This window comes from Bacillus australimaris, assembly GCF_001307105.1.
Classification (GTDB): Bacteria; Bacillota; Bacilli; order Bacillales; family Bacillaceae; genus Bacillus; species Bacillus australimaris.
In genome coordinates, this window is the sequence record NZ_LGYN01000012.1 from 161126 (window position 1) to 182951 (window position 21826).

22 protein-coding genes are annotated in these 21826 nt (G+C 41.0%); 2 read left to right on the forward strand and 20 right to left on the reverse strand.

Translation table 11 applies throughout. The annotated features are described in order from the left end of the window. Positions 1-11: 11 nt before the first annotated feature. The 7 genes from AKG37_RS07470 to AKG37_RS07500 all read right to left on the reverse strand — a co-directional run bounded on the left by AKG37_RS07470 (position 12) and on the right by AKG37_RS07500 (position 6815). The gene (locus AKG37_RS07470; RefSeq protein WP_060698231.1) at positions 12-1049 is read right to left on the reverse strand and encodes a FecCD family ABC transporter permease; all 1038 of its coding nucleotides are present in this window, start codon (positions 1047-1049) and stop codon (positions 12-14) included. Beyond that, positions 1042-2058 (reverse strand): FecCD family ABC transporter permease, encoded by a 1017-nt coding sequence (locus AKG37_RS07475; RefSeq protein WP_034282660.1) that lies wholly within the window; start codon positions 2056-2058, stop codon positions 1042-1044. The genes AKG37_RS07470 and AKG37_RS07475 overlap by 8 nt, the downstream gene beginning before the upstream one ends. A 70-nt stretch (positions 2059-2128) precedes the next feature. Further along, positions 2129-3082, reverse strand: a complete 954-nt coding sequence (locus AKG37_RS07480; RefSeq protein WP_060698232.1) for an ABC transporter substrate-binding protein — start codon at positions 3080-3082, stop codon at positions 2129-2131. A 136-nt stretch (positions 3083-3218) separates the two neighbouring features. Further along, positions 3219-4133, reverse strand: a complete 915-nt coding sequence (locus AKG37_RS07485; protein ID WP_237697660.1) for an alpha/beta hydrolase — start codon at positions 4131-4133, stop codon at positions 3219-3221. Positions 4134-4359: 226 nt separating this feature from the next. Then, positions 4360-4788 carry a phosphate-starvation-inducible protein PsiE gene (gene psiE, locus AKG37_RS07490; RefSeq protein WP_060698233.1) on the reverse strand — a complete coding sequence of 143 codons (429 nt, stop codon included), beginning with the start codon at positions 4786-4788 and terminating at the stop codon, positions 4360-4362. A 37-nt stretch (positions 4789-4825) separates the two neighbouring features. Next, complete coding sequence (locus AKG37_RS07495; protein WP_060698234.1) at positions 4826-6133, reverse strand: HAMP domain-containing sensor histidine kinase; 1308 nt, start codon at positions 6131-6133, stop codon at positions 4826-4828. Continuing rightward, positions 6120-6815, reverse strand: coding sequence for a response regulator transcription factor (locus AKG37_RS07500; protein ID WP_060698235.1), 696 nt, complete (start codon positions 6813-6815; stop codon positions 6120-6122). Before AKG37_RS07500 ends, AKG37_RS07495 begins: the two co-directional genes overlap by 14 nt. Before the next feature lie 250 nt (positions 6816-7065). Between AKG37_RS07500 and AKG37_RS07505 the strand changes: the two genes are divergently transcribed. Beyond that, a complete protein-coding gene (locus AKG37_RS07505; RefSeq protein WP_060698236.1) occupies positions 7066-8271 on the forward strand; it encodes a DUF418 domain-containing protein in 1206 nt (401 codons plus the stop codon). Between the two features lie 71 nt (positions 8272-8342). On the opposite strand, the gene AKG37_RS07510 is transcribed toward AKG37_RS07505, so the two are convergent. Next, positions 8343-9275 (reverse strand): helix-turn-helix transcriptional regulator, encoded by a 933-nt coding sequence (locus tag AKG37_RS07510; RefSeq protein WP_060698237.1) that lies wholly within the window; start codon positions 9273-9275, stop codon positions 8343-8345. Positions 9276-9358: 83 nt separating this feature from the next. Between AKG37_RS07510 and AKG37_RS07515 the strand changes: the two genes are divergently transcribed. Then, the gene (locus AKG37_RS07515; RefSeq protein ID WP_060698238.1) at positions 9359-10003 is read left to right on the forward strand and encodes an FMN-dependent NADH-azoreductase; all 645 of its coding nucleotides are present in this window, start codon (positions 9359-9361) and stop codon (positions 10001-10003) included. 155 nt (positions 10004-10158) lie between these two features. On the opposite strand, the gene AKG37_RS07520 is transcribed toward AKG37_RS07515, so the two are convergent. The 12 genes from AKG37_RS07520 to AKG37_RS07570 all read right to left on the reverse strand — a co-directional run bounded on the left by AKG37_RS07520 (position 10159) and on the right by AKG37_RS07570 (position 21743). Continuing rightward, positions 10159-12027 carry an alpha/beta fold hydrolase gene (locus AKG37_RS07520; RefSeq protein ID WP_060698239.1) on the reverse strand — a complete coding sequence of 623 codons (1869 nt, stop codon included), beginning with the start codon at positions 12025-12027 and terminating at the stop codon, positions 10159-10161. Positions 12028-12083: 56 nt separating this feature from the next. Further along, positions 12084-12650: a TetR/AcrR family transcriptional regulator gene (locus AKG37_RS07525; RefSeq protein ID WP_060698240.1), complete on the reverse strand. Its 567-nt coding sequence runs from the start codon at positions 12648-12650 to the stop codon at positions 12084-12086. A gap of 347 nt (positions 12651-12997) precedes the next feature. Then, positions 12998-14395 (reverse strand): Fe-S cluster assembly protein SufB, encoded by a 1398-nt coding sequence (gene sufB / locus AKG37_RS07530; RefSeq protein ID WP_060698241.1) that lies wholly within the window; start codon positions 14393-14395, stop codon positions 12998-13000. A 17-nt stretch (positions 14396-14412) separates the two neighbouring features. Further along, positions 14413-14859, reverse strand: a complete 447-nt coding sequence (gene sufU / locus AKG37_RS07535; RefSeq protein ID WP_060698242.1) for a Fe-S cluster assembly sulfur transfer protein SufU — start codon at positions 14857-14859, stop codon at positions 14413-14415. Next, entirely contained in the window at positions 14849-16069 is a 1221-nt protein-coding gene (locus tag AKG37_RS07540; protein ID WP_060698243.1) for a cysteine desulfurase, read from the reverse strand. The genes sufU and AKG37_RS07540 overlap by 11 nt, the downstream gene beginning before the upstream one ends. Next, a complete protein-coding gene (gene sufD / locus AKG37_RS07545; protein WP_060698244.1) occupies positions 16069-17382 on the reverse strand; it encodes a Fe-S cluster assembly protein SufD in 1314 nt (437 codons plus the stop codon). Before sufD ends, AKG37_RS07540 begins: the two co-directional genes overlap by 1 nt. Before the next feature lie 18 nt (positions 17383-17400). Continuing rightward, positions 17401-18186, reverse strand: coding sequence for a Fe-S cluster assembly ATPase SufC (sufC, locus tag AKG37_RS07550; RefSeq protein WP_007500355.1), 786 nt, complete (start codon positions 18184-18186; stop codon positions 17401-17403). Positions 18187-18396: 210 nt separating this feature from the next. Continuing rightward, complete coding sequence (locus tag AKG37_RS18990) at positions 18397-18534, reverse strand: YuzK family famiily protein (RefSeq protein WP_162838476.1); 138 nt, start codon at positions 18532-18534, stop codon at positions 18397-18399. Between the two features lie 215 nt (positions 18535-18749). Next, positions 18750-19118 (reverse strand): carboxymuconolactone decarboxylase family protein, encoded by a 369-nt coding sequence (locus AKG37_RS07555; protein WP_003212803.1) that lies wholly within the window; start codon positions 19116-19118, stop codon positions 18750-18752. 102 nt (positions 19119-19220) lie between these two features. Further along, complete coding sequence (gene metQ / locus AKG37_RS07560) at positions 19221-20042, reverse strand: methionine ABC transporter substrate-binding lipoprotein MetQ (RefSeq protein ID WP_060698245.1); 822 nt, start codon at positions 20040-20042, stop codon at positions 19221-19223. A 14-nt stretch (positions 20043-20056) separates the two neighbouring features. Then, complete coding sequence (locus tag AKG37_RS07565; protein WP_024423401.1) at positions 20057-20725, reverse strand: methionine ABC transporter permease; 669 nt, start codon at positions 20723-20725, stop codon at positions 20057-20059. Further along, positions 20718-21743 carry a methionine ABC transporter ATP-binding protein gene (locus tag AKG37_RS07570; RefSeq protein ID WP_060698517.1) on the reverse strand — a complete coding sequence of 342 codons (1026 nt, stop codon included), beginning with the start codon at positions 21741-21743 and terminating at the stop codon, positions 20718-20720. The genes AKG37_RS07565 and AKG37_RS07570 overlap by 8 nt, the downstream gene beginning before the upstream one ends. Positions 21744-21826: the final 83 nt, after the last annotated feature.

Sequence of the window (21826 nt, forward strand, 5' to 3'; positions counted from 1 at the left end):
CTATCCTTCGTTTATCGATTTCGCTGTTGATATAACAAATAAATAAAGAATGGTGCACCAATTGCCGCCGTAAATACACCTGCTGGGACATCTAACGGTAGAAAAGCGGTTCTAGCAACAAGATCTGCTAGCATCACGAGAATACTCCCAACTAGCGCAGATGCTGGGACAAGCGCTATGAAAGAACGTCCGATGATCATCCTTGCGACATGCGGCGCCATAAGTCCAACGAATTCAATACCGCCTGCAAATGCAACTGCAATACCAGCTAATGTCACACTCATCAGCAGAAAGAATAATCGTTTAGCCTGCACTTTGACTCCGAGACCTGTTGCAAGATCATCTCCAAGTTCTTTCACATTCATCGTTCTTGCTAATACCATGACAATCGGTAAAATGATCATCACCCAAGGAAGCATCGCCATGACGTCTTTCATCGTGGAACCATATAAACTGCCTGTCAGCCAGATATATGATTTTGTCGTTGTCATCGTATCACTAAGAACAAGAGTAAACGTCACACATGCCTTCATAATGGCGGAAATCCCAATTCCCATCAGGACAAGGGTGATTGGTTTCACTCCTTTTTTCCATGAAAGCAAATAGATGAGGCACGATACCGCAAAAGCACCTGCAATCGCCCATAACGATTGATAAGCAATAGGCACAGTCCCCATCCAGAAGACAATGAACATAATAGCACCAAACGAAGCACCACTCGTAATCCCAATGATATCAGGTGAGGCAAGCGGGTTACGGATCAATCCTTGTAAAATAAGCCCTGATACCGCAAGCGCTGCCCCAACTAAAACAGCCAGCAGCGTTCGTGGAATTCTCAGCGTATTTAACACGAAGGAATTCCCCTCACCCTGACCGATTAAATGAAGCAGCACATCCATCGGCGAAATGAACCGGCTTCCCATACTGAGACTGAGAATGAATAAAACAAAGGCAATGGCCGTCAATAAAGATAAAATCAAAAACGTCCGCTTTGAAAATTGAAATGAAATGCGCCCGCCCTTAGAACGCACTGTATATGTTTTAGCCACCTGTCTTCAACCCCTTGCGCACGAGATAAACAAATAGAGGCGCTCCTGCTACCGCCGTCATGACGCCAATCGGCACTTCCTGCGGCATGATCAGAAAACGAGCCGCAAGATCCGCGGCAAGCAAAAGCGACGCCCCCACAACGGCACAATACGGCAGTACCCAGCGATGGTCAGGCCCGACAAGCTTTTTCACAATATGCGGTACAAGAAAACCAACAAAGCCAATTGAACCTGCGACAGCAACGGAACCCCCAGCTAAAAAGACGACGAGTACACCCATCGTGATTTTCAGCAGCAGTGTACGCTGGCCAAGTCCTTTGGCAATATCATCCCCTGATAATAGGACATTGATGGAGCGTCCAAGAAGCAGCGCCACAATAGTCGCCCCTAGAATATAAGGCAAAACAGGGATTAACATATCAATACTTCTTCCAGACACTGAACCCGCCATCCAAAACAGGATACTTTGAATGGACTGTTCATTCACGATTAAAAGACCTTGTGTAAAGGATGCAAACAGGGCAGATATCGCTGCACCTGCAAGGACAATTTTGACTGGCGTCAATCCATCTCTACCAATGGAACCCAATAGAAAAACAAGCATCCCCGCAATGGCCGCGCCTAGAAAGGCTGTCCACATATAGCCTGTTAACGACTCTGTTGAAAAGAATACAATTGAAATCACGATAAAAAAGAGTCCACCTGCATTAATACCTAATAAATCTGGCGCCGCTAGCGGATTTCTCGTCAATGCCTGCATCAGTGCACCAGAAATGGCTAGACTTGATCCAACGACTGTTGCGATTAAAGCTCTTGATAATCTGGATGTCATGACAATCACACTGTTTGGATCCGATTCATCAAATTGAAGAAACGCATGGATGGTGGCTTTGAGGGAAATCGAGGTTTGCCCAAGGGAAATACTGAGCATAAAAAAGACCAACATCAATACGATGAATCCAGCAAATAGCAGTGCCTTGCTCGAATCCTTTTTTAATAAACTTCTCATCTGATTCCCGCTTTCAATCTTTTATGGAAAAAGGAGAAAATGGTTTTTCACATTTTCTCCTCTGCTATACTTATTTATCAAGTCCTAGACGATCATAAATATCATCAAGCATCATGTTTGCAGCGATGATACCGCCTGCCATGTTCCAAGTGATTTCATCGACTTTATGCACTTGTTTCGCTTTTACTGCGTCAAGCTGCTTCCATAAAGGATGACTTGTCCACTCTTTATATGCTTTTTCAACTGCTTTATCCTGATCATCCATAAAGTAATAGATCACATCTGCATCCATTTGTGGAATGCTCTCTTTGTCTGTAAGTGTAATGATATCTTGCTTTTTATCTTTGACATTTTTAGGACCTTCAAAGCCTAGCTCTGTTAAAATTGACCCCGCAAAACCAGTTTGATAGATTCTTGCATGATCTGCACGGAAGTTCACCACAGACACACTCATTGGCCAGTTTTTAATGTCTTTCTTCGCTTTTTCTTTGAAGTCAGCGACGCGGTCATCCCACTTCGTTAGCAATTCTTTTGATTTATCTTGCTTGTTTAACGCTTCACCCATTAGATTCACTGTGTCTTTGAAAGTGAACACTGTTTCTGTTGCAACAGTTGGAGCGATTTCTTTTAGCTGATCAAAAATTTGCTCGTGGCGGATTTTTGATGCAATGATCAAATCCGGCTTTAGCTTTTCAATTTCTTCTAAGTTTGGCTGTGTTTCCTGCCCAACAATTTTGACACCCTTTAAATCATCTCTTAAATATTTATACGTAGGTGCTTCAAGCCAAGATTCTACAACACCCACTGGTTTAATGCCCATAGCGACGGCTGCATCCGTTGCTCCTTGGTACAGCGTCACCACACGTTTAGGCGATCCTTTAATTTCAGTTGAACCGATAGCGCTTTCAACGGTTCTTGTTTTCTCTTTACTATCTGACTTGCCTTCACTGCTATTGCTGCCGCAAGCCGCTAGTAAAACGATGGAGAGCACAACTAGCAATGACCAGAAAGATTTTTTGAACATGTACCTCACCTATCCATTCTATATGTAGTCATTTCGTTTGATAACGATTCTCATTATCACATTATGATTTTATCATAGAAAAGGATGGTGTCAATGTAAATTTTTAAGAAAATGGGAGAGTATTGACTAGTTGTTCTTATGAAATAGGATGATTCCACATTTGGATGGTGCTGCCAATCTGTTTTCCTGCTTCTAGTAAAACCGACAAATGGGTGTGCCCTTCCAGCACTTGATAGACTGATTGTTTTTTGATAATTGGTTCCTTCGGCAACTCATGATAGGAGAGAAATGTCTCGATGTCATACAACTCATCTTCGCTGCCTACAAACATGCCATACGGCCGATCCATCTTCGTAAATTGTTTTTTAGGCGCAGATGAGGTTAAGGCAATAGATAGATTGACAGTGATGGCTGTCAATAGAAGCGGATCCTGCTCAACCACCCATGCAGGATAATGAAAACGTACGGCTTCAGAATGACTCATCAGACTCCCTTTGGTCATCGCAGACAGAATAAATTTCCATACTTGAACGGTGGCAAAAGGAATTTGATCAGCCCTTGCAGTGCCTGACTTATAGCCAAATTCAGGTGCGATAAAAAAGTAACCGTCCACTTCTCTTTTTTCGGGCCAAGATATGTAGTTCAGCAGCAGGCCCGCTCCAGATGAATGACCGCAAAGATACATGGCTCCTTTATTCTCCTGTTTGATGGCATCTACAACTTGCGAAATATCTTGCCATACATCCGTAACACTAGGTGTATCCCCTTTTTTTCCTTGTGAATGGCCATGGCCTCTTAGGTCGAGTAAAAACGTATTCACATGAAAATCATGTTGCAGCGTATAGGCGATATGCTCATACCCAGCCAAACTGTGAGCGCCTCCGCCATGAATCAAAATCACATTGGCCTGCGACTTCTTTTCTGATAAAAATGGATAATACGCAAGGCTTGTACCATCATGTGATGAAATGTATTGTCTTTCTGGAATATGTACAGGGGCTGCCTGCTGCATACTTGTAAACGAGAATGGTTCTGTCTTGGTGTGTCTCAATTGATTTCGCTCCTTCAGCCAGAAATGAGAATGACTAAGCCGAATTAGTCATCCTCTTTCCTGCATCCTATTCATTCATATCCTTCTGAGGGAAGGTCTTACGTTTTCTAAAGCATACCATAAGTACATGTCAATCAAGTCGGTGCTTTGTAAAACACCTTTCATCCTACTGTACATCTCTTTATGAATGAACAAAAGACGAACGTCCACCGTTCGTCTTCTTTCCTTACTTCACTTCCTCATGCTCTTGAGCAGCATCTCTTTTGCTCGCGATAAAGAGTGCACAGGTCATGGCAAGAATGGCCAGCGCCCACCAGAACGTCGATACTGCCTCTTCATGATCAATGATAATCAAACGAATGACAGCTGTGATCCCAATATATATAAAGTATCGAAGCGGAAAATGAAAGTTGGATTTAAAGTATTTAATAATTAAGGCAATAAACTCAAAGTACATAAAGAAGATCAGCAGTTCTCCAAGCATTCCGTAATAGCTTTCTCCTTTGTTGAACAGTGTCTTATAAACAAATTGGACAATGTACCATGTTTCACTGATTAAGAGAACGCTTAAAGCGATGGCCAAAAAGAACAGACAGATATTGAGAAGGCCTTGCAAGAGATCAGGTATTTTTTGGAAATTTTTGAATCGTTTCATTGGGTCGTCTCTCCATTCCAGTATATTCATTTGTTGTTTACATTTTGATGTTCCAAAATCGGAGCACGATGTAGTAAGTATCGTTCCTTTCTATACTTTCAAACTGCCCATGCATGCGGGTCATCATTCGTTTGATGCTTCGTTCACCAAGTCCATTGCTTTCCGGCGTGAGCTTTGTCTCTTTTATCGCATTGCAGATATGGATCTCAAAGATTTCTTGATCGGATAAAAACGTGAGATGAATATCCTTTTTGGGATCTGCGTATTTCCGTAAATTGGACATCACATTATCAAATACTCGGCCAAGCAGCTCGACATTCACATTGATAGAACTGTCAGGCAGCTCTCCTAAAAGATGAACCTTAAACTTCTCTTGATGCAGAATAACCACCTGATCTGACAGGAGATCGTAAATCACCTCTTTGACTGCAACGGTCTCAAGCTCAGATTCATGTTCTTTATCCAGCAGAAAATAGGCAAACAGATTGTCAGACAGATTTTTTAATTGCAGTGCTTTCCCGTAGGCACTCGCTATATATTGATCTTTACGGGTATCCGCTCCAGTCTCCTCTTTTTTCGCAAACTCCAGATTCATCATCAGCGATGTCAGCGGTGTCCTCATATCATGGGACATTTCGGTGACCAAGCTGCGGCTCTCTTCTTGCAGCTCATCAATGGCTTGAAGCTTGTCCAAAAAGGCTTTTCGCAGATCCTCAATACTTTTGGCAATCATCGCTAATTCATCATGCCCTTTTACCGTCATCTCATAGTCCAGCTCTCCGCCTTCAAGAATATGAATCTCTTGATGAATCATTTGCAGGTAGCGCAGACTTCTGCGAATGCCAAGAAGAACAATGAGGAGAAATATAAGCGTTGCCCCGAGCAGCTCCAGTGTAAAGGCAAGATCGTGGTAACGAGATGAATAGAAACCATCCACCATGACGCGGCCTTTACCGTCGCTAAACTGAATCGGATACGAATGATGCCTAGCGTACTGGGTCATCCTTTCTTTTCCGTACGCCGATTCATCGGCAGCGGAATAAATAGAGTCATATTGCAGCACTTGATCCTTGAAGATGGTCAAATTAATGTAATTCTCTTTTTTCACCCACTCGCCAAACGCATTTCGATCCGTTGAAGACAGCTCATTCTCAGACACGTAGCGGCTGAATTTTTGAATATACTCGGCTGACTCCTGCTCGTAATACTCGTCCGAACTCAAATATCCATCAATCAAATCATTGGTGATCTTTTGCAGCGTCAAAAAGACAATACCACTTACGATGGCAGCCGCCAAAATCAACAGAGCCAGCTTTTTGGCCAGTGTATATTTACGTTGTGCCAAATCGATATCCTCTTCCCCATTCAGTTTTGATATATACAGGACGCGCAGGATCATCTTCAATTTTGGCACGAAGCTTTCGAATATGCACCATCACCGTATTGTTGGAACAATAGAAATAGGGCTGCCCCCACACGCTTTCATAAATATTTTGAGCAGAAAATATTTTGTTTCGCCTGCTCATAAGCAGCTTTAACATCCGATATTCTAGATCAGACAGCTTAATTTGCTGGCTTTCTTTCCATACTTCATTAAATTCTTCACTTACCCTCAGCTTACCACCAACAAGAAAGGTCTCTTCCTGCTCCTTCTTTTCCTGATAGACGGTGTACCTGCGTAATTGTGCAATGACTCTAGCATGAAGCTCCTCTTCTGAGAAGGGCTTGGTCATATAATCATCCCCACCGGCAAGTAATCCTTCCGTTTTATCGAATGTGCTCGACTTGGCTGTCAAAAATAGAATGGGAACGTTAGATGAGGCTCTTATGTGCTGGCATGTTTCGATGCCTGAGAGCCCCGGCATCATCACATCTAAAATCACCAAATCGAGCGAATCATCCACAAGCTTCAATGCTTGCTCGCCATTCATCGCTCTTAGCACCTCATATCCTGCACGTATAAGGGATTCCAGCAGAAGGTCACCAATATCCTGATCATCTTCTACGACTAATATTCGATGGGTCATGCCTCTCACCTCATGAAATGTGATGCTCTTTCTTTTATGTCTTTACTATATATCATCTAGCTATGTGAAAAGATACAGCATAAACCTTAACAGTTTATGAATTTAAGAATCCGCCATCAAATAGACACATTTATTTCCAAAAATTCACTTCTTCATAATTTGTTAAGAATTGATCTATATATTGATTCATTGTAAGGATCAATGGTTCGATCCAAATCACATTTATCATAACAGGAAAAGGGGCATGGGTATGAATGCAAACAAAGTAGCACACGGACAACCGACGAGTGTGCGGGAAAGGGTTCATTTCTTGGATATCGTACGAGGGTTCGCCTTAATGGGGATTATTCTAGTCAATTACTTTTTGATTGTGGATTCGGCCAAGGGATTGGACATGGAGTCAAATGATGTCTTTCACAATGTGGTGAATTGGTTTGCCTCGGGGAAATTCATTACACTGTTTTCCTTTCTATTCGGGGTTGGTTTTATGATTTTTATGGACCGAGCTGCTCAGAAGGTGGACAGCCCAACCAAGCTGTTTGCCCGCAGATTAACCATTCTCTTAGGATTTGGCCTTCTGCATTTGACCTTTGTTTGGATTGGTGACATTTTGGCCTATTATGCAGTCGCTGGCTTTTTATTGCTTTTCTTTTACAAACGAACAGCCAAAACCATCCTTTACTGGCTGATCACACTCTTTGTGATTCAATTGCTCACACCTATTTTTACGATGCTGCTAAGTAATATTAGTACAAGATCATCAGGAAAGCCGGATTTTGCCGTTTTTGATTTGACCAGCCACAACAGTCTGACTTATTTAGCATCGATTGGTGACCGGTGGACAGATATGGTCACGATGGCTTCCAGTTCTTTTTCCACCGTCTATTCTATGTTCTTCATGTTTTTACTTGGTGTTTATTTTGTGAAAATGGAGTTTTTCAAAAACATGGAGGCGAAAAAAGCGATTTGGAATCGCATTTGGATCATTTTCGCAATCGCGTTTCTGATTACACAGTGCAGCACGATCCTAGCAGTGGTCAATCCTTTTGAAAATACACTGTGGTTGAACATCGCCCCTGTCCTTGAACAAAATGGGGGGTTAACTGGCAGTATGTTCTACATGAGTACACTTGCGATGCTGTTTCTGCATGTTCCTCAGCTGCGAGATGCTTTGATGGTCTTTACCAAAGTCGGACGGATGTCGTTGACCTGTTATTTGCTTCACTCCATCATTGGCACAATGCTATTTCTGAAATACGGAGCCGGACTTGCCAATCATCTTCAGCCAGCTGGCACGTTTATGATTGGACTGGGGATTTATGTCTTCCTAGTGCTCTTCAGTACGCTATGGTTAAAGCGGTTTAAATATGGCCCTATGGAGTTTATCTGGCGTCAGCTGACGTATGGGAAGGTTGATGATAAATCGAAAACAAGCACAATGCATGTGGCGAAGTAACTGACATAATAGTAGTTAAAAGGCGAACTTTAGTGGTTCGCCTTTGCTGTAGTATATTAGTTTTTTGTGATTCAATACTGGTCAATCACTTCTCGCAATTGATTCAAATAACTTTCTTTCAATTCATCTGGGTATTCAATTTTGACATGTTTCCCGAATGACATCAAATAGTGTGTCATATACGATAATTCTTCTTGATTGTACCCACCCACAATATAAGGAATATGATCAATGATCTCCAATCTCATATTTGGGTAATGATTCTTCAAAAACTTTTCTTTTCCTTGTTCCGTTAATCGACATTTAAATGAGATATCATGATAAGTTTTTTCGTACGCGAGTTGCAGTTCTTTTAATTCTTCCTTCGTAAATGTATCTCTGATTTCTTCTTCAATCATCATGTCCTTCATAAAGTCACATCTATAGATGCCCCACTTTTTATTTTGAACATCATATGCTTGAGAAAACCAAATGCCATTTCGATAAAACAACTCAAGAAATTGCAGCCTCATCCATTTATTTTCATATTGAGTGTAAGTCATCTTCACTATTTGATCTTCCATTATCGCCTGTAAAATCAATTCCAAATGATTTTGTTCACTAACTGGTGCGACATTATAGTAATGAATCACATCCAAAGTCTCCGTAATCATTTGCTTTCTCTCATCAGACATTGTGGCAAACAGCTTTTGCCGAATTTGTGAGTAGGATTTTTTAAATGGTGTTGCTGACACCAGGTCTAGCGCTTTAAGAGCGAAAAAAATAGCTTGGACTTCTTCTATATTGAAATAAATAGGAACCAATGGAGATTGATTCACCAGTCGATATCCTCCGTGTCTGCCATTTTCAACGTAAAAAGCTAAGCCCATTGACTCTAGCTCTTCTATATCCCTTAAAGCCGTCCTTTTAGAAATGCCAAATTCGGATTGTAAATCCTTTAACTGAAAAGAGTGTTTATCGCTTAAAAAAATAAGTTCTTGGTTTAATCGTTCTGATTTTTTCATTTGATTTTCCTTTTGAATATGGTGACATGTTTTGTCACCTTTATATTTTATACTCAGCTTATCAAAAGAAAAGGAGCATGTACATGCAAACATTAATCATTAACGCACACCCAGATTTCACTCATCGAGAAAGTTATTCAAACAAACTGCAAACACTATTTTTAGAACAGTTTAAAGAAAGGTTTCCTCATGAAGAACCAACCATTTTGCATTTATATGGAACTGAAATTCCTCGTATCGAAAAAGAACAGCTGCTAGGTATTTGGGATAAGCAAGCATCCGAACAAACATTAACGGCTACCGAAGAAAAAATCGCCGCTGCGTCATCTGCTTTATTGGCTCAATTCAAAGCACATCATCGAATTGTGATCGTGTCACCTGTTCATAATTTCAATGTGACTTCACGAATGAAAGATTATATAGATAATATCTTTATTGCGAGAGAAACGTTTAAATATACAGAAGATGGTTCAGTTGGTCTGATGACTGACGATTATCGTGTACTTTTACTTCAAGCAAGCGGCTCAATTTTCACAAATAACGATCGCTACACACCTCTGGAATTTTCACATCATTACCTAAAAGAAATATTTCAAAACTTGATGGGGTTTCATCAATTTCATATTGTCCGAGCACAAGGAACAGCGATTTTAGAACAAGATGTGATCTTACAATCTGCATCTGATGATATGACGAAAACCTTAGATCAGTTTTATGCACTTAGTTAACTTCTATTTAATCAAAAAGACCCAAAACGAAAAATCGTGCTTTTTTTGATAAAAATCACCTTTTTTCGTTTTAGGGTGCTATAAAATCTTTCAGTTGATGTGCATTGGCGGGACCACAAGCACTGCGATTTCATTTCAATTACGACATACTTTATTTATCCCAAACTCTCATCTGCTAGTATACTATTTTTTATGACCAATGCTGCCGTTTCACTCGGATGACTAAGAGGAAAATGATGACCAGATGGAACAACATCAACCTTACCAAGATGCGATGGAGCAGAATAGCCTTTGTCATACTCCCCCCAAATCATATGTATATTATCCTTTGTTACTTCATTGAAATCACCGTGATCATTTTTCAATAGTAAATGGTTAAGCTGAACCGTCGTATTCAAAATTCTAGGAGAAGTAAAGCTGTTTCTGATTTTTTCACTATAATGTTCAGGGATGCTCTCCGCCTTTTCAAACAAACCATTACTTAATAAATAACGCTTTATCATATTAGGAGTTGCTAATTTTAATGTCCATTTGTTCATCCATTTTGGAACATTTAGCGATTTAGCATTTTTTTTGGCAACTGGCGGCTGAAGTAAAGTGATTGAATACTTCTTATCTATGTACCCTTGTCCCAATGCTTCCAGTAAGATAAACGCACCGAATGAATGACCAATGAGATGTGCACCATTTGTCGCTTTCTCCAATAACTTTTTCACTACATTCAAGTAGATATCTAGAAGATGTTTCTCTCTTTTAAATGGAGAACGCCCCAAGCCAGGAAGATCCAAGATCCATACAGGCTGACTCGTTTTTTCATGAAGCTCTTCTGCTAAAGAGAATAAATCCTCTCCATCACTCAATAAACCATGTAATAAAATAAAAGGTTTCCCCTCTCCTTGTAATTGGTAAAGGGTGTTATTTTCACATAATGTTCGTTTAAATAAATGATGATGCTGGACGTTTTGATGCATCATTCGATAATCCAAATCAGCTACTACGGCAGGTAAAAACTTTATGACACTCGTCTTCTTGAACCAATCTCCTCCCATCATTTTTTTCGTTGAAGCATTTGAAAATGTTCTTTTTGTCATAAAATTCAGTCCATCAGAAGGAATGTTTGTTATTTTACTGACTCCACTTTTCATTATTGTTTTCATAAGCGGCATTGGGACAGAGATTTTTGGTGCTCTCATATTCATACTTTCCGACATCGCACTTAATAATTCGGCAATGTTCTGATCGTGCTGTTTGTCTTCAACAAGTGTATATGTTTGAATAGCTGGCTGTTCGATCCTGAGAACCTGCACAATAAACTTCGCAAACTCATCGTTTGAAATCAGTGGCAGCCTATATCCCTTACCTCCAGGAATCACTGGCATGAGCCCTCTTCGCATACTCGTCACAAGCAAACCTAATCCTGCTATCTGCTCTGTACTCCCTGTTTTACTACTGCCGACGACAGTTGGCGGATTAATGACAGACAGCGGATAACCTAGTGCTGATGCCTGTTGACGGATATAAAGATCTGCTAAAAATTTTGTTCTCTCATATGGATTTTTGATGTTCAAATAATGGTTTCCTTCTTTAAACACATCAATGGCAATCTTGCTATTTTCATCATCAAAGGGGCTCATATAACCGACAACATGAATAAATCGCTGCAAGCCCTTCGATTGATGAATACTTTTAGCTAATTCGCCAATGTATTTGGCACCATTTAAAAAGACAGAAGCTGCCTCGTTACTTGTCGCTTGAATATCCATTGGGCCTCCTGCGTGAATCATCACATCCGTTTTCATTACCCTCTCCTTATCCTCAGCACTTAGACCTAACTCTACTTTCGTCAAATCTCCTTCAATAAAGTGCATCACTTCCTGTTTTAAAATGCCTCTTTCTTGAAAAATACGTGCTGCTTTACTTTTAGACCTCACTAAAAGAAGAATGTTCACATCCTCTTTGGCTAATTCTTCGACTAATTGCTTTCCAATAAAGCCTGTTCCACCAGTTAAAAATACTGTTTTCATATGAAGTCTCCTTTTAGTACCACTCAGTACTAATTTGATTTAAAAAAAATGCTTCTTTATCGAAGCAAGTTAAATAAATGATCTGCTGTTTTTGTGATGACCGTTGCATCCTTCAATGTTTCTGAAATAAATAACGCTCCTTCAAGATTTGTAATAAAAAGTGATGCCACCTCATCAATCTGAATCGTATCCCTGAATTCCCCGTTCTCTACCCCTTGTTTCAGTAATAGAGAAACTTTCTTTTGTAATCCTGTAAAAAAAAGACCTATTTTTTCTTTTATGTGCGTGGACTGTGCAGGGCTTTGAATATAAAGAGTAATAAATGGACAGCCGCCCTTAAACTCTCTTGACTGAACTCCTTGTGATAATTGCTTTAAAAACAGTTGGATACGATCTTCAACTGAAAATTGGGTCTGAGAAATTACGTCGTCTATTGCAGCTTGATACATGTCAATCCAATAATCAACGACCCCTTCTAATAATTCCTCCTTATTAGAAAAGTGATAATACACATTAGACTTTGATACTTTGCTTACACGTACCAATTCATCCATACTTGTATAAGCAAACCCTTTTTCCAAAAATAATGTTGCAGCTACTTCGAGCACACGTTTTTGATTCATCAATTTTACCTTTGTCATAATTAGAACTATATAGTACTAATTTGAATGTGGCAAGTATTTATGTTCATTTAGAGATAAGTTTGATTAAAGGATTCTCTCTCAAATGAAAATGAGTCCAAAGAAAAATAAGATGACTTTCATGATAATTATGATGTTATTGGAGGGATGGATTTTTGTAATTCCATCATTCATGTGAGTAAGAGGCATTTGTTGGGATCAAACTGTATACTTTTCTCCATTCACTAAAAAAAACAACGCCATAAAGGCATTTAATTAACAAGTGGTATCATAACGATATCACTCGAAATTAAATGCCTTTAAAAAGCGTTGTGTATCAATGTTCTTTATTATCCAATAGAACCTTCCATCTCAAACTTAATCAAGCGGTTCATTTCAACGGCGTATTCCATTGGCAATTCTTTTGTGAATGGCTCGATGAAGCCCATGACGATCATTTCTGTTGCTTCTTCTTCAGAAATTCCGCGGCTCATCAAGTAGAATAGCTGCTCTTCTGATACTTTCGATACTTTTGCTTCGTGCTCTAATGAAATGTTGTCGTTTAAGATTTCATTGTAAGGGATCGTATCAGATGTTGATTTGTTATCCATGATGAGTGTATCACACTCGATGTTTGAGCGCGCACCTTCTGCTTTGCGTCCGAAGTGAACGATTCCGCGGTACGTTACTTTACCGCCTTGTTTCGAAATCGATTTCGATACGATCGTTGAAGATGTGTTTGGTGCAAGGTGAATCATTTTCGCACCTGCATCTTGGTGCTGACCTTTACCTGCAAGGGCAATACTTAATGTCATACCACGAGCGCCTTCACCTTTTAGGATGACTGCTGGGTATTTCATTGTCAGCTTAGAACCGATGTTTCCATCAATCCATTCCATTGTTGCATTCTCTTCACAAATCGTACGTTTTGTGACAAGGTTGAAGACGTTGTTTGCCCAGTTTTGAATCGTTGTATAACGGCAGTAACCGCCTTTTTTCACGATGATTTCAACTACCGCACTGTGAAGTGAGTTTGTTGTGTAAACTGGTGCTGTACAGCCTTCTACGTAATGCACGTGTGCGCCTTCGTCAACGATGATCAGTGTACGCTCGAACTGACCCATGTTTTCAGAGTTGATACGGAAGTATGCTTGAAGTGGCGTATCTACTTTTATTCCTTTTGGTACATAGATAAAGGAACCACCAGACCATACAGCCGAGTTAAGCGCAGCAAATTTGTTGTCAGTCGGAGGAATGACTTTTGCCCAGTGTTCACGGAAGATGTCTTCGTTCTCTTTTAATGCGCTGTCTGTATCTTTAAACACAATGCCTAGATCTTCAAGATCTTGCTTCATGTTGTGATACACAACTTCAGATTCATACTGAGCAGATACACCTGCTAAGTACTTTTGCTCTGCTTCTGGGATACCAAGTTTATCAAAGGTTTGTTTGATTTCTTCTGGTACTTCATCCCAAGAACGCTCAGAGCGCTCAGATGGCTTTACGTAGTACGTAATTTCATCAAAGTTTAATGCATTTAAATCTCCGCCCCATTGTGGCATCGGCATGTTGTAAAAGTGCTCAAGAGATTTCAAACGGAAGTCGAGCATCCACTGAGGCTCTTCTTTCATACGTGAAATTTCTTCAACGATCTCTTTAGTCAGTCCGCGCTCTGAACGGAAAATGGAAACGTCTTTATCAGAAAAGCCGTATTTATATTCACCAACATCTGGCATTTTTTTAGCCATCCATTTTCACTCCAATCTTATGATTTGCCGTTATCTTCGGCAGATGCGCCTTTTTCAAGCGCCTTCCAGGATAATGTTGCACATTTGATGCGTGCTGGGAATTTTGCTACTCCCTGCAGCGCTTCAATGTCACCAAGATCAATGGAATCGTCGTATTCTTTTCCTTGCATCATATCGGAGAAAATCCGAGACATGTTCAAAGCTGTTTCAATATCTTTCCCTTTAATCGCCTGCGTCATCATAGAGGCAGATGCCATCGAAATCGAGCATCCTTCTCCTTCAAATTTCGCATCAGTGACTTTTTGGTCTTCAATTTTCATCGTAAGACGAATGCGGTCACCACACGTTGGGTTGTTCATATCGACGACGATGCTGTCGTTTAACACACCTTTGTTTCTCGGGTTTTTATAATGATCCATAATCACTTGTCTGTACAGTGTGTCTAAGTTTACATTAAAAGACATTCGTAAAATACTCCTTTGTCTTGCGGAGCGCTGCAATGAGCCGGTCAATCTCTTCTTCTGTATTATACAGATAGAAGCTTGCTCTTGCAGTCGCTGATACGCCAAGCCATTTCATGAGCGGCTGTGCACAGTGATGTCCAGCACGAATGGCGACACCCTCCGTATCAAGAACAGTTGACGCATCATGCGGATGGACGTCGTCTAGGTTAAACGTCACAAGCCCAGCTCGGTGCTGCGGTCCATAAACAGTCGCACCGTCAAGCTCCTTAAAGCGTTCAAGCGCGTAAGTGGCAAGCTGATGCTCGTAACGGCTGACTTCCTCCATACCGATGTCATTTAAGAAGTCAATTGCTTTTCCTAGACCAACTGCTCCAGCAATAATCGGTGTTCCCGCTTCGAATTTCCACGGCAGCTCTTTCCAAGTAGAATCATACAGATCCACAAAGTCGATCATTTCACCGCCAAACTCAGCAGGCTCCATATTATTCAAAAGGTCCTTCTTCCCGTAAAGTACACCGATACCAGTCGGTCCACACATTTTATGCCCAGAGAATGCGAAAAAGTCACAATCTAGATCCTGAACATCAATTTGCATGTGCGGGGTGCTTTGCGCACCATCGACGACAATGATTGCCCCATGTTCGTGGGCAATTTTGGCAATCTCTTTAATCGGGTTGATGGTTCCTAATACGTTTGAGACATGTGTGACAGCGACAATTTTCGTTTGATGTGTGATGGTTTGCTTCACATCTTCAAGCGATAGCGTGCCGTCTTCCTGTAACGGAATATATTTCAATGTGGCGCCAGTTGCTTTTGCTGCCTGCTGCCAAGGGATGATATTCGCATGGTGCTCCATGTGCGTAATGACAATCTCATCGCCTTCTTTAAGGTTTGCTCTAGCATAGCTGATCGCCACCGTGTTTAGTGCGGTTGTTGTACCTCTTGTAAAAATAATTTCTTGGACAGATGAAGCACGGATGAATGCACGAACTTTCTCTCTCGCACCCTCGTATGCGTCCGTTGCTCTTGTGCCAAGGGTATGAACACCCCGGTGGACGTTCGAGTTGTAAGACCGGTAATACTCATTCATTGCATCAATGACCACTCTTGGTTTTTGAGAAGTCGCTGCACTGTCCAAATACACCAAATCATGTCCGTTCACTTGTTGATGAAGGATTGGAAATTGCTCACGAACGTCTTTGATATTCATTATTTTACTTTCCTTTCGATTACAGAAATTAGCTGCTTTTTAACTCCTTCAATCGGCAGTTCTTTAACAACTGGATTTAAGAAGCCATAAATCACAAGTCTTTCTGCATCTTCTTTGGAAATCCCGCGGCTCATGAGGTAATACAATTGAACTGGATCGACACGTCCAACAGAAGCAGCATGCCCTGCTGTCACATCATCTTCATCAATTAGTAGAATTGGGTTTGCGTCACCGCGTGCTTTCTCACTCAGCATGAGGACACGTGATTCCTGTTCTGCATTTGACTTTGTTGCGCCATGCTCGATTTTACCAATTCCGTTAAAGATAGAGGATGCTTGATCCTTCATGACACCATGCTTCAGGATATACCCTTCAGAGTTTTTACCGAAGTGGATGATGCTTGTTGTAAAGTTTTCTGTTTGATTCCCGCGGCCGACAACAACTGATTTCGTATCACCGAAAGTACCATCGCCCATAAGCTTTGTGATGTTTTCAGACACGACGTCTCCATCATTCATCAAGCCAAGTGCCCATTCGATTTTACTGTCACGGCCATTTGCCATACCACGTCTGTTCACATACACTGTGACACCTTCTGCAAGGTTATCTACAGCACCGTATGTGACGCGGGCATTTGCACCCGTGAACACTTCAGAAACGATATTGAAGATCGCTTCTTCCGGTTTTGCCGTACTGATGTAGTTTTCTACATATGTCACAGCACTATGATCGTCTGCTACAACGATGACATGGTTGAACAACGTCGTTTCGTCATTTTCATGAAGATAAACCGCTTGAATTGGTGCTTCAAGCTCTACGTTTTTCGGAACATAGAGGAAAGCTCCGCCATTGACTAAAGCAGCATGTAAAGCTGTTAGTTTGTGCTCATCCACTTTCACTGCATCTGTCATGAAATATTGTTTCACTAGATCTCCATGCTCACGAATCGCTGTATGAAGATCAGTAAAGATCACACCTTTGTCTTTCGCCTCAGCTGAAAGAGACAAAAAGGCCGGCGTTTGATCACGCTGAATGTAGACTGTCTTATCCGTGTCCTCTAAATCAATGAGAGATTTCACTTCTTCAGGAAGTTCTTCTAATGATCCAAATGGCGCACTTTCGACTGTATGCTGTTTGAAATTGGTTAAATTCCATTTTGAAATATTCGTTTTGTCAGGCTTTGGCATTGGGAGGTCTTCTGCTTTTTCAAGAGCCTGTAAGCGAAGGGAGCTCATCCATGCCGGTTCCTGATGCTTCTCGGAGAAGCTTTTGACATAATCTTGATCTACTGATAATTTCGTTTCTAATGTCATCAATAATCCTCCTAACGCTTACGCTTCTTGACCAACAGTTTCGTCTTCAATTCCTAACTCTTTTTTAATCCAATCATAGCCTTCTGCTTCTAGACGCTGCGCGAGTTCTGGTCCGCCGGATTTCACGATACGACCTTGCATCATAACATGAACGTGATCTGGTGTGATGTAGTTCAGCAGGCGCTGATAGTGAGTAATCATTAAGCAGCCGAAGCTTTCGCCGCGCATTTTGTTAATTCCTTTAGAAACAACTTTTAGGGCATCGATATCAAGACCAGAATCGATTTCGTCAAGAATGGCGATCTTTGGTTCGATCATCATTAATTGAAGAATTTCGTTGCGTTTTTTCTCCCCGCCTGAGAATCCTTCGTTTAGGTAGCGTTGAGCCATATCAGGGTCCATTTCAAGGAACTCCATGTTTTCGTCCATTTTGCGGATGAATTTCATAAGAGAGATTTCATCGCCTTCTTCTCTGCGTGCGTTAATAGCAGAACGAAGGAAGTCAGCATTTGTAACACCGCTGATTTCAGATGGGTATTGCATCGCAAGGAAAAGACCTGCTTGAGCGCGCTCATCTACTTCCATTTCAAGTACATCTTCGCCATCAAGCAAGATGCTGCCTTTTGTAACTTCATATTTAGGATGTCCCATAATTGCAGCAGATAAAGTCGATTTACCTGTACCGTTTGGTCCCATTACTGCGTGGAATTCTCCACCTTTTATCTCGAGGTTTACACCCTTTAAGATTTCTTTCCCTTCAATCTCAACGTGCAAGTCCTTAATTGTTAATGTCGAAGCAGTCATATATCGATACCTCCAAAATAATCATTATTCTCAATTTATTCTCATTCTAATTTTATAACAAATTAAAACTGAATACAACACATTCACGACAAGCGTGAGAGGATGCTCTCAAAATTCTAACAAAAAAAGCAGATAGATAAAAGGATTTATGTCGAAAAGACTGTTTTCATAAAGAAAGGACGGGAAACTGTTCTCCCCGCCCCTTAGCTATTAATAGCCCCTTATATTCATTTTTGCGAGCTGTCTTTTCTCATCTCGATAGGACTGCTCTCGTTTATATTCCACTTTCATCCGTAAGTCATGGTCTCTTTCGTACTCTGCATAGCTCATGCCATGAGCTTGGTGCATGGCCTTTTCCATCTCGGCGGTATAATCCAATCCCAGTGTACTTTGGTCCGAACAAATAATAAACCATTCCCTTCCTTGAGTGTAGCTTTATTGTAGCAAATACATACAGCTTTACTCAAAAGGGATATGACACGTTATGCTGGCATATTTTCTCACACAATCGAATGAGAAGCACTCAACTCCCTGATATGGAAAAATACCATGTTTTGCTTCCCTTAATGCGTCTGTCCTCCAAATTCATCAATACATTGCTGAACGACCGTAATTCCTTGGCTCAGCGCTGCTCCGCCGCCAAACGCTGCTGCCACGCTGACAACCTCCAGCAAATTCTCTTCTGTTGCGCCTTGATCAAGCGCTCCCTTTGTATGATAAATCATGCAGTATTCATCCTGTGCATGAATACTGATGCCAAGGGCAATCATTTGTTTTTCTTTTTGCGTTAAAGAATCGCTCTGGAAGCACTGCTCTGTGAATTCATTGAATTTCTTTCCAAACACCGGCATTTTCTTTTGGAATTCACCCATTGCGGTTTTATAATCAGTCAGTGATTGCTGCATGGATCCGCTCATATGCTGTTCATTCATCTTGATTCCATCCCTTCAGGTCATTTGTACGTTTTTATTATGAGCGAGATTTAAAAAAATACACAAAAAACCTCGCTTTGATAGAAGCGAGGTTGAAGGTTGTTATTCAGATACAGGTAATACTGCACCATCATATTTTTTATCGATGAATTCTTTGATTTTATCAGAGTGAAGAACTTCCATTAATGTCTTGATCTTATCTGATTTTTCGTCACCTTTGCGAACTGCAACGATGTTTGCATATGGGTTGTTCTTTGTTTTTTCAAGTTCGATTGAATCTTTTTTCGGATTCAATTTATTTTGGATCGCATAGTTAACGTTGATAAATACAGCATCGCCTTCACTGTTTTCGTACGCTTTTGCAGTTAATTCAGGTGCGATTTTTTTGAACTTTAGATTCTTTGGATTTTCTTTAATGTCTTTCACTGTTGCGTTGATTGTATCAACCTTTGGATCAAGCTTGATGACACCAGCATTTTGCAATAGAGCTAGCATACGGCCTTGCTCAGCTACGTTGTTTGTCATGATGATCGTGCCGCCGTTTGGAATATCTTTTACTGATTTGTATTTCTTAGAGTAGATACCGAATGGCTCAAGGTGAACCGCACCAGCACTTACTAGGTTGTAATCTTTATTTGATTTATTTTCTTCGTTCAAGTAAGGAATATGCTGGAAAAAGTTTGCATCCACTTCTTTTTCAGCTAACGCTTTGTTGTACATTTTATAATCGCTAAGCACTTTCACTTCTAAATCGTAGCCTTTTTCTTTTAGAAGCGGTTTTGCTTCTTCAAGAATTTCAGCATGCGGTGTTTTTGAAGCCGCAACCGTAATGGTTTTGCTTTCGCTAGCGTTATTAGATGAACCGCACGCAGCTAGAATGCCTGCAAATGCTAGAAATAGTGCACTTAAAATCAATTTCTTCATGAATAAATCCTCCCTTAACGTTTATCAATTTTATTTGTAATCAAATCACCGATTATTTGAATAATAAAGACGATGATGAGAATAAACACAGTAGCTACAAGTGTGACATCTGTATTTCCAGATTGGTACCCTTCCACATAGGCAAGGTCACCAAGTCCGCCTGCCCCAATTGCACCTGCAATCGCAGTAGAGCCAATTAAGGCAATCGCTGTTACGGTAATACCTGAAATAAGGGCTGGCAATGATTCTGGCAGCAATACCTTGAAAATAATCGTCGACGTTTTCGCTCCCATAGATCGTGCTGCTTCAATGACCCCTTTATCTACCTCACGCAGAGCAATTTCAACGAGGCGTGCATAAAATGGAGCCGACCCAATGACAAGGGCAGGGAGTGCTGCATTTGGACCTAGAATCGTATGCATTAAGAATTTCGTAAACCCTAATAATAGAATAATTAAAATGATAAAAGGAATCGATCTGAAAATGTTGACGACTGCACCAATCACAGCATTGATCGGTTTATTTTCCCAAAGACCGCCTTTCCCTGTAAGGAAAAGCAGGAGCCCAAGGATAATCCCGATAGCAAAAGCAAATGCCAATGAAATGAGTGTCATGTACACCGTTTCACCTGTTGCACTCCAGATGACATCTAAATCAACGTTCGGAAACCATTTCTCAAACATGTGTCATCACCTCGATTTCAACCTGTTTGCTTTGGATATAGGCGATGGCTTTTTCAACCTCTGTCTCTTCTCCATTAATATGGATGAAGAGTGTTCCAAACGCGCCTTCCTGCGTTTGAGAAATCTTCCCTTGAAGGATGTTCACATCGACGTTGAAGGATCGAATGATTTCTGTGATGAGCGGCTGCTCGGCAGAATCGCCAATAAAGGACAACCGTACGACCTGACCTTCTTTCACTCGCTCTAAGACGTGCTCAATTGTTTCTTTCGCTTCCTCTGGTTCAGCGAGCTGTTTCACAAATCGCTTCGTCATTTCTTCCTTCGGCTGTCTGAAGACGCGTAATACTTCGCCTTCTTCGACAATACGTCCATTTTCCATGACTGCCACACGGTGACAAATTTTGCGAATGACGTGCATTTCGTGTGTAATCAGGACAATTGTGAGCCCTAATCGTTTATTGATATCTGCCAAAAGCTCAAGAATGGAATCAGTGGTTTGCGGATCAAGCGCTGACGTTGCTTCGTCACATAGAAGAACCTTTGGGTCATTTGCTAATGCTCTCGCAATGCCCACACGCTGCTTTTGCCCGCCGCTTAGCTGAGACGGATACGCATTTTCTTTTCCTTCTAAACCGACCAATTTAATGAGTTCATTCGCACGTTCTCTCCGTTTTGAAGTCGGTACTCCTGCGATCTCAAGCGGGAACATAATATTTTGTCTCACCGTTCTTGACCAAAGTAGGTTAAAGTGCTGGAAAATCATGCTGATTTCTTGTCTTGCTTTTCGAAGTTTCGCATTCGATACTTCATTGATTCGGTTGCCTGCCACTTCAACAATTCCTTCTGTTGGCAGCTCCAGACCGTTTAATAGGCGAATAAGCGAGCTTTTTCCTGCACCGCTATACCCGATAATTCCGAATATTTCACCTTTATCAATATTTAAGTTGACGTCTTTCACGGCATCAACATTTCCGCTTTTTGAATAGTACGTTTTTGATACATTCTGTAAATGGATCACAGTCTGTTCACCTGCTTTCTTGCTGAATCTATAGGTTGCCATCACATATGTTATTTATTCTTCCTGCTGTCAGGAGACTCTAT